The organism is Halovivax sp. (genome assembly GCA_007119345.1).
Taxonomy (GTDB): domain Archaea; phylum Halobacteriota; class Halobacteria; order Halobacteriales; family Natrialbaceae; genus Halovivax.
The window spans coordinates 1-8,369 of the sequence record SKPV01000255.1 but is presented as its reverse complement, the minus strand read 5'-3'; the positions used below and the strand labels follow the sequence as shown (position 1 = coordinate 8,369).

At 67.8% G+C, this 8,369-nt stretch carries 9 protein-coding genes; 2 read left to right on the top strand and 7 right to left on the bottom strand.

Annotated features, from left to right (window positions below):
- Positions 1-362 (bottom strand): orotate phosphoribosyltransferase (locus tag QZT59_RS17530; protein ID WP_290819179.1); only part of this gene is annotated, 362 nt, incomplete at its 3' end.
- A gap of 68 nt (positions 363-430) precedes the next feature.
- On the opposite strand from QZT59_RS17530, the gene QZT59_RS17525 reads away from it, so the two are divergent.
- Entirely contained in the window at positions 431-1,705 is a 1,275-nt protein-coding gene (locus tag QZT59_RS17525; RefSeq protein WP_290819178.1) for a Zn-dependent hydrolase, read from the top strand.
- 25 nt (positions 1,706-1,730) lie between these two features.
- On the opposite strand, the gene QZT59_RS17520 is transcribed toward QZT59_RS17525, so the two are convergent.
- The 6 genes from QZT59_RS17520 to trpC form a co-directional block, all read right to left on the bottom strand.
- On the bottom strand, positions 1,731-2,921 hold the full coding sequence (locus QZT59_RS17520; protein ID WP_290819177.1) for a 3-dehydroquinate synthase II: 1,191 nt from the start codon (positions 2,919-2,921) through the stop codon (positions 1,731-1,733).
- A gap of 72 nt (positions 2,922-2,993) precedes the next feature.
- Positions 2,994-3,758: an SDR family NAD(P)-dependent oxidoreductase gene (locus tag QZT59_RS17515; protein ID WP_394348675.1), complete on the bottom strand. Its 765-nt coding sequence runs from the start codon at positions 3,756-3,758 to the stop codon at positions 2,994-2,996.
- 192 nt (positions 3,759-3,950) lie between these two features.
- Positions 3,951-4,751 carry a 2-amino-3,7-dideoxy-D-threo-hept-6-ulosonate synthase gene (locus QZT59_RS17510; RefSeq protein WP_290819175.1) on the bottom strand — a complete coding sequence of 267 codons (801 nt, stop codon included), beginning with the start codon at positions 4,749-4,751 and terminating at the stop codon, positions 3,951-3,953.
- Positions 4,752-4,778: 27 nt separating this feature from the next.
- Positions 4,779-5,609, bottom strand: a complete 831-nt coding sequence (trpA, locus tag QZT59_RS17505) for a tryptophan synthase subunit alpha (protein WP_290819174.1) — start codon at positions 5,607-5,609, stop codon at positions 4,779-4,781.
- The gene (gene trpB, locus QZT59_RS17500; RefSeq protein ID WP_394348674.1) at positions 5,602-6,807 is read right to left on the bottom strand and encodes a tryptophan synthase subunit beta; all 1,206 of its coding nucleotides are present in this window, start codon (positions 6,805-6,807) and stop codon (positions 5,602-5,604) included. Before trpB ends, trpA begins: the two co-directional genes overlap by 8 nt.
- Positions 6,808-6,863: 56 nt before the next feature.
- Positions 6,864-7,664 (bottom strand): indole-3-glycerol phosphate synthase, encoded by an 801-nt coding sequence (gene trpC / locus QZT59_RS17495; RefSeq protein ID WP_290819172.1) that lies wholly within the window; start codon positions 7,662-7,664, stop codon positions 6,864-6,866.
- An 81-nt stretch (positions 7,665-7,745) separates the two neighbouring features.
- Between trpC and QZT59_RS17490 the strand changes: the two genes are divergently transcribed.
- Entirely contained in the window at positions 7,746-8,213 is a 468-nt protein-coding gene (locus QZT59_RS17490; protein ID WP_290819171.1) for an MGMT family protein, read from the top strand.
- Positions 8,214-8,369: the final 156 nt, after the last annotated feature.

Here is an 8,369-nt window from a genome sequence, read left to right as displayed (position 1 = left end):
GTCGCCCCGGTCGCCGTCACGTCCTCTACGACGGCGACGCGCTGGCCCTTCCCGATATCGCCCTCGATGCGAGCCTGCGTCCCGTGGTGGGTGTCGCCCCGGCGGACGAACGCCCCGCGAACTCCGGTCCGCAACGAGACCGCGGTCACGAGCGGAACGGCCCCGAGCGCTGGCCCGGCGATTACGTCGATCCCGTCGTCCAGGCGGGTGGCGATCTCGTCGGCGATTGCGTCGAGAACCGCCGGGCGGGTCTCGAAGACGTACTTATCGACGTAGTAGTCCGTGAGCGACCCATCGGAGAGCGTAAACGTCCCGTAGGTGATCGCTCCGCACTCTTCGATCAGCCGAGCCACGTCGGACATCGTTTGAAGATCGTTCCCGGTGGGTTTAACAGTTATTTCGCTTCGGCCCGTAGGTGGGGGTCTCTCGAATGGAACCGGAGTTCGACGCCCTCGTGGCACGGATCGACCCCGACCGGATCGACCGTCGACTCGACGACCTCGCGGCGATCGGCCGGACGCGCAGTGGTGGCGTCACCCGCCTCGCGTACACCGACGAGGAGACCGCGGCGATCGAGTACGTCATCGACGAACTCCCGGCGGGCTACGAGGTCCGAACCGATCCGCTCGGGAACGTCTTCGCTGCACGGACCCTCGACGCCGATCGAACGTTTCTCACGGGCAGCCACCTCGATACGGTGTTCAACGGCGGACGACTGGACGGCAGCCTCGGGGTCGTGGTGGCGATGGAGGCGATCGAAGCGGTACACCGGAGCGACGCGGATCCGAACTGCGAGCCGACTCTCGTGATCTTCCGGGCCGAGGAGTCCGCTCGCTTCGGCCGGCACACCATCGGCAGCCGGGGGGCGCTCGGAATGCTCCGGGTCGAGGATCTCTCGGCGACCGATCAGAACGACGTGCCGCTCTGGCAGGCGATGCGGGAGGTCGGCTGCCAGCCCGGTGATCTCTCGGAGCCGACGATCGACCCCGAACGCGTCGCCGGGATGGTGGAGGTCCACATCGAGCAGGGTCGGGTTCTCGACGAAGCCGACGAGGGCCTCGGCATCGTCACCAGTATCCGCGCGCCCGTTCGATACCGCGTGACCGTCGAGGGACGTGACGACCACTCCGGCGCGACCCCGATGGGACTCCGGCGTGATGCGATCGCGGGGGCGGCCGAACTGATCGGAACGGTGGAGACGATCGGCCGAGAGAGCGCCGCAGACGGCGATCTCGTCGCCACGGTCGGCGACGTGACGCCCGTCGACGGCGCGATGAACGTCGTCTGCGGTGAGGTCTCGTTCCCACTCGACGTTCGGAGCAACGATCTCGCCGTCAGGGATCGCGCCGAGAAACGGCTGCTCGCGGCGTTCGACGACGTTGCGGAGCGACGAGGGCTCTCGATCGATCTGGAGGAACTCGACCGCTCCGAGCCGGTCGAACTCGACGACGCTCTCGGCGACCGGCTCGCGGCCGCCGCCGCGTCGGCCACCTCCGCTCATCGACGGCTTCCGAGTGGTGGCGGGCACGACGCGATGAACGTTCAACTCGCCGGGATTCCGGCCGGCATGGTGTTCGTCCCGAGCGTCGACGGCGTGAGTCACAACCCGGACGAGGAGACTGATCCGGAGGCCGTGGCGGACGCCGCCGCCGTGATCGCGCGGACGGTGATCGAAGCTGAACCGTCCGACGGTGATCGCGCGTAGATTCGGACGGAACCGCTATCGAGCGCTACTTTTCGATGATCCGCTCCTCGACGGCCTCCCCGAAGTGACGGGCCACTGGTTCGTAGTACAACAACACCTCGTCGCCGACGCCGAGATCCGTCACGGCACGCCGGCCGTCACGGGTGTGGACCTTGATCGTCTCGGCGTTCTGTAGGAGCGTCTCGACACGATCGGTTCCCTCCTCGGTTTCGATCTCGGCCTCGACGCGAAACATCGGCCGCCGCTCGATCTTCGCGCGGCCGACGACGGCCGTTCGAACGGTTCCGGCGGTATCCACGACCGCGACCTCGTCGCCGCTGGCCAGCTCCGCGAGGTAGTTCGTCCCGCCCTCCGGATCCCGGACGTAGGCGTGGACGGCCCCCGCATTCACCCGAAACGGCCGGGAGGCGACGTACGGCGACTCCGCGGTCTCGGCGTGGACGAAGAACAGTCCGCGGGACATCGACCCGACGAGCATCCCCTCGTCGTGGTCCATCAGGTTCCCGGTGTCGACGCAGACCCGATCGGCGCTGCCGGCTCGCTCGACGGCTGTGACCGTTCCCCACTGAAGCTCCAGCGACTCGCGCTCGGTTTCGTCGCGCACTTCGACCGTCCGACGGATCTCGTCGGGATCGTCGCTGTCGAGTAAGACGGCGTCGGTTCCGACCTCGAGCGTCTCGAACGCCGTCCGTGCCTCCGCGGCGCTCTCGACGCCAGCGATCAGCGTCGTCTCGTCGCCGATCCGTGCGATGAGGTTTTCGAGCGGAATGATCGTCCAGTCCTCGCCGACGACGATCGTGTAGGCCGCTTCGGTAGCGACCGCCTCAGCGAACGCCTCGTAGTCCTCGTCGAGGATCCGGACGTACCCGCCGTCGGCGTCACCGCGTCTGATCGCGGCGAGGTCGCTCGATTCCGCCGTCTCCGTCGGAAGCGACACCGAACCGTCGCCCTCGGCGTCTTTGCCGACGATCACGACGTCGGCATCGGGGGCGTCTTCGGCGTCGTCCTCGTCGCTCCACTCTTCGATCACGTCGACCTCGGTGGCGGATCGGAAGGCCGCCACCTCGACGTCGCCGAGCTCTCGAACCCGCGCTACGTCCTGCTCGTCGACCAGGATTCGATCGACGTCGGACTCGAGCCCCGCGGTGATCCGTCGGCGTCGGGCTTCCCAGTCGCCGACCGTCTCGTCGGCTTTCAACCAGACCGCTCTCGTCATTGTCATCCGATGCGCGCTCGCGGGGCTAAAGCGTGGCGGACGTGGCGAATCGGACGCTCCCACGGGAGCCGTTCACTGACTCAGGTATCCGCCATCGACGACGAGTGACTCGCCGGTCGTGAAGGACGCACCGTCCGAACAGAGCCACGTGATGGCATCCGCGATCTCGTCGGGTCGGCCCAGCCGATCCATCGCGTGTCTTCCCTCGATATCACGGCGAACGTCCTCGTCGGCGAGCATCCCTGCCTCGTCCAACATCGGCGTCTCGACGAACCCCGGACAGACCGCATTGACCCGGATCTCGTCGTCCGCGTACTCCAGCGCAGCGGTCTTCGTGAGACCCAGTACACCGTGTTTTGCGGCGGTGTAGGCCGACGCCGTCTCGAATCCGACCCGTCCGAGGATCGACGCCACGTTGACGATCGCGCCGCCGCCATCGTCTACCATTGCCGGAATCTCGTGGCGCATACAGCGCCAGACGCCCGTGAGGTTCACGTCGATCACGGCCTGCCAGCCGTCGTCGTCCACCTCCGCCGTCAGCACCTGTGGCCCGCCGATCCCGGCGTTGTTGACCGCCGCATCGAGTCCGCCGTACTGTTCGACCGCCGTCTCGACCATCGAGTTCACCGCTCCGTCGTCGGTTACGTCCACCTCGACGAACGTCGCCTCCCCGTCGGTCTCGTCGGTGATCGTCTCGGCCGCGTCCTCGCCGACCTCGCGATCCACGTCGGCGACGACGACGTTTCCTCCTTCTTCGGCGAACGCGCGCGCCGTTTCCCGCCCGATTCCTGAGCCGCCGCCCGTTACGACCACAGTCGAGTTCTCGAATCGCATTATCGGTTTCCCCAGGTGAATCGGGCAACGGGAGCATGGTTAATCCTGTTCCCCGAACCCCGCTCTCTCCGGCGAAGCTTCAAGTACTGAAACGCCCCCAGACCCGCCGTGATCTGACGACTGCCGTGCGTCGCTTCGCGGGAGTGTGGCCACCGACGCGCGGTCGAGAACCCGCCACCTGTCTGCCCCCGACAGCTACGCTTCGACCGTCAACCCGGCTCGGTCCAGCGCCTCGCCAGCCGCTAGATCGTCGTGAACGACGCCGGACACCGCGCGAGCGATCGCCTCGGGATCGTCGTGCTGGAAGATCGACCGGCCCATCGAGACCCCCGCCGCCCCCGCGTCCATCGCTCCCCGGACCATCTCGACCGTCTCGCGGTCGGTTCCTTTCGATCCGCCGGCGATCACGACCGGGAGACGGGTCGCCTCGACGACGCGATCGAAACTCTCCGCGTCGCCGCTGTAGCCCGTCTTGACGACGTCCGCGCCGACCTCCTCGGCCAGCCGAACGGCGTGGGAAAGCGCTTCCGGATCGTCTCCCTCGACGTCGGGTCCACGCGCGTAGGCCATCGCCAGCACGGGAATCCCGAATCGGCTCGCCTCGCCCGTCAGCCTGGAGAGATCCTCGATCTGCTCGCGCTCGTGGCGACTCCCGACGTTGATGTGAAACGAGACGGCGTCCGCGCCGACGCGGATTGCCTCCTCGACGGTGCCCGTCAGCCGCTTGTCGTTCTCGTCGGGACCGATCGTCGTCGACCCGTTCAGGTGAACGACGTACCCCGCCCCGTTCGTGTTCTCGTGGACACGTGGCGCGATTCCCTTCTGCGTGAGAACGGCATCCGCGCCGCCCCGCGTGACGGCGTCGATGGTCGATTCGATGTCGACCAACCCGCGTACCGCGCCGATCGTGAGCCCGTGATCCATCGGGACGATCAGGTATCGCCCCGCTGTGCCGATTCGGTCGAGCCGTGCCTGTCGTCCGGTGTGCGAAGTCATCGTGTGTGAAGTTGTGGCATGAGCCGATTATGTGCGTTCCGATCGCGGCACTTCCTCCGCTCCCGCGAGCGCGCCCTCTTTCAGGTCGCGGACGAGCGATTCCAGCCGTTCGGGGACCGCCTCTCCCTCCGCGACGATCTCGACGAGCGCGCTGCCGACGATCACGCCGTCGGCGCCGGCGGCGACGATCTCGCGGGCGTGTTCGGCCTCGCTCACGCCGAATCCGACGGCCTTTGGGACGTCGTAGTCGGCGAGTCGTTTGAGACTCGCGTGCGTGTGTTCGCTCACGTCGGCTCGTGCGCCGGTCGTTCCGAGCCGTGCCTGTACGTAGGCGAACCCCGACGTGGTCTCCATGAGTCGATCGAGACGTTCACCCTCGGTCGTCGGCGCGACGATGTTCACGAGGTCGATCCCGTGATCTGCACACACCTCCCGGAGCGGGCCGCCTTCGTCGAGCGGGAGGTCGGGGACGATCAGCCCCTCGATTCCGGCGGCCGCCGCGTCCGCGACGAACGGCTCGACCCGCTCGCGTTCGGTCGCCCCACCCGACCCGTAGCTGTACAGCAGGTTGTAGTAGGTCATGCAGATGAGCGGCGGGTCCACGTCGAGACCGGCCACGAGGTCGAAGTAGCCGCTGGTGGTCGTGCCGGACGCGAGCGCCCGGGCGACGCTCGCCTGGATCGTCGGTCCCTCCGCGATCGGCTCGGAGAACGGGAGTCCGAGTTCGATCACGTCCGCACCGCCACGGTCGAGCGCGCGGACGTACTCGGCGGTCGACGCCAGATCGGGATCCCCGGCACACACGTAGGGGATCAACGCGGGTTCGGAGCCGCCGACCGCCCGCTCGATTCTACTCATCGAACACCTCCATCGAGGGCGCGCCGTCAAGCCCCCGAAGCTCGGTCTCCTCGATCACCGTCTCCAGATCCTTGTCCCCGCGACCGGAGACGGTGATCACGACGACCTCGCCGAGATCGTCCCCGAGGGCGGGATCATCGGCGTCGGGACCCAGCGCCCGTTCGACGTGAGCGATCGCGTGGGCGCTTTCGAGCGCGGGAATGATCCCCTCCTCGCGCGAGAGGAGGTGGAACGCCGCCAGCGCGGCGTCGTCGTCGACTGTCGCCGGGGTGACGCGATCCCGCTCGACCAGGTCGGCGAGTTCGGGACCGACGCCCGCGTAGTCCAATCCGGCGCTGACGCTGTGTGATTCGACGATCTGTCCGTCGTCGTCCTGGAGGAGCTTGGTCCGTGCGCCGTGGAGGACGCCGTCCTCGCCGGTCGAGAGCGTCGCGGAGTTCGGCGCGACGCCCCGTTCGATGTCGATCGATAGACTTGATCCGCCCGCTTCGACGGCGTGGAGGGCCACGTCCTCGTGGTCGCGAAAGGCGGAGAACGAACCCATCGTGTTCGATCCGCCGCCCGCACAGGCGACGACCGAGTCGGGGAGACCGCCGGTCTCCTCACGGAGCTGTCGGTGGACCTCCTCGCTGATGACTGCCTGAAAGTCCCGGACCATGACCGGAAACGGGTGCGGACCGACGACGGAGCCGACGGCGTAGTGGGTCGTCTCGACGGTGGTCGCCCAGTCGCGCATCGTCTCGTTGATCGCCTCTTTGAGCGTTCCACGACCGGCGTCGACGGGGTTCACCTCGGCCCCGTTGAGTCGCATCCGGAAGACGTTGGGGCGCTGGCGGTTCACGTCGGTCCGGCCCATGTAGATTTCGCAGTCGAACCCGAGATGCGCGGCGGCCATCGCGGTTGCGGTGCCGTGCTGGCCCGCCCCGGTTTCCGCGACGATCCGCTCTTTGCCCATGTACTGGGCCAACAGAACCTGCCCGAGCGCGTTGTTCAGCTTGTGTGCTCCGCCGTGGAGCAGATCCTCGCGCTTGAGATACACCTCGACGCCGTAGCGCTCGGAGAGGCGATCAGCACGCTGAAGCGGCGTGGGCCGTCCGGCGAACGTCCGGAGCCGCTCGCGAAACTCGTCGAGAAAGCCGTCTTCGTTCCCACGGACGTAGCGCTCGTGTGCGTCGGCGAGTTCCTGAACGGCCGGCATCAGCACCTCGGGAACGTACTGTCCGCCGTACTCGCCGAAAGTTCCGCTCGGTTCGCTCACGTGTCGCCCTCCGATCCCGTCCCGTCGTTCTCCGTCGGTTGCCGTTCGGCTCTGACGAACCGGTCGACGTTCTCGCGGACCTCCCCATCCATGATCGCGCTCCCGATCAGGAGACCGTCCGCCCCTGCCGCCCGCATCCGCCGAACGTCCGCGGGCGTAGCGAGACCGCTCTCGGCGATCAGCGTCACGTCGTCGGGTGCGGCTGGTGCAACCCGCTCGAACGTGTTGAGATCGACATCCAGCCGTGCGAGGTCGCGGTTGTTCACGCCGATCAGGTCGGCTCCCGCATCAAGCGCCAGCGCGAGTTCGTCGCGGTCGTGGACCTCGACGAGCGGCTGGAATCCCCGGTCGCGGGCGGCATCGACCATGTCGTCGAGATTCGGGAGGAACCGAGCGATCAGCAGGATCACATCTGCCTCGACCGCGTCGAGGTCGTGTTCTTCGAGCACGAAATCCTTCCGGAGGATCGGCACGTCGACGGCGTTTCTGACCCGATCGAGGGCCTCGACGGAGCCGCCGAAATGTTCCGGTTCGGTGAGCACCGAGAGCGCCGCTGCCCCACCGGCTACCATCTCCCGGGCGAGCGCGACGGGATCGTCGTCGCGCTCGCCCTCGGTCGTCGGGCTGGTCGGCTTGATCTCCGCGATCACGGGCGCACGCCCGGCGGCGGCCGCACCGGACAGCGCGTCCGGGAGCGACCGCGCGTCGACCGCGACCCGGCCGTCGGGCGGATCACGCCGTCGGGCCGAATCGAGGATCGACCGAACCGCCGGCGCGACCTCCTCGTTAGCGTTCATCGATGTACGTTAACGGACGGATTTGTACATAAGGCTTGCGGGAGAACAACGGCTATCCGGGTCGCGTCCGAACGGTCGGGCATGGAGGGCATCACCGGAATCTTCGCGCGAGAGATTCCCGACGTGGGCGTCGTACAGGTCGGCATGGCGAGCGGACGGGTCGTGAGCGTCTCGTTTCCGGCGGCGGCCGACGCGGACGCGGACGACGGATGTTCGGTCCTCGATCGGATCGAGGCGTACTTCACCGATGGATCGGTCCCCGACGGGGATCCGCTCACCGACCCGCCGATCGCGTTGACGCTGCCGACCGATCTCCGGGCCGTCTTAGAGCGGCTTCGGTCCGTTCCCGCCGGTCGATCCGTCGGCGTCGACGACCTCGCCCGGATGACACCGGCCCTAGACGACGATGCGGACGGCCGCGAGACCGTTCGTGCTGCGCTCGCGGAGAACCCCGTTCCCCTCCTCGTTCCCGATCACCGCGTCCGGGACGCCGACGGCGCGACGCCATCGGCCGTCGCGGCGCGGTGTCGACGGATCGAGGGGATTTGAGACGCGTTCTCGCGACGCAACCCACGATCACGGTTGGTCGAGTGCCGCCCGGACGTCGTCGAGCGGGAGCGCCCGAACGGTCGTGTCGTCGATACCGGTCATCGTCTCGGCGCGGAACAGCGAGTTCAGGATGGCCTCCTCGGTCGCCTCGACCGT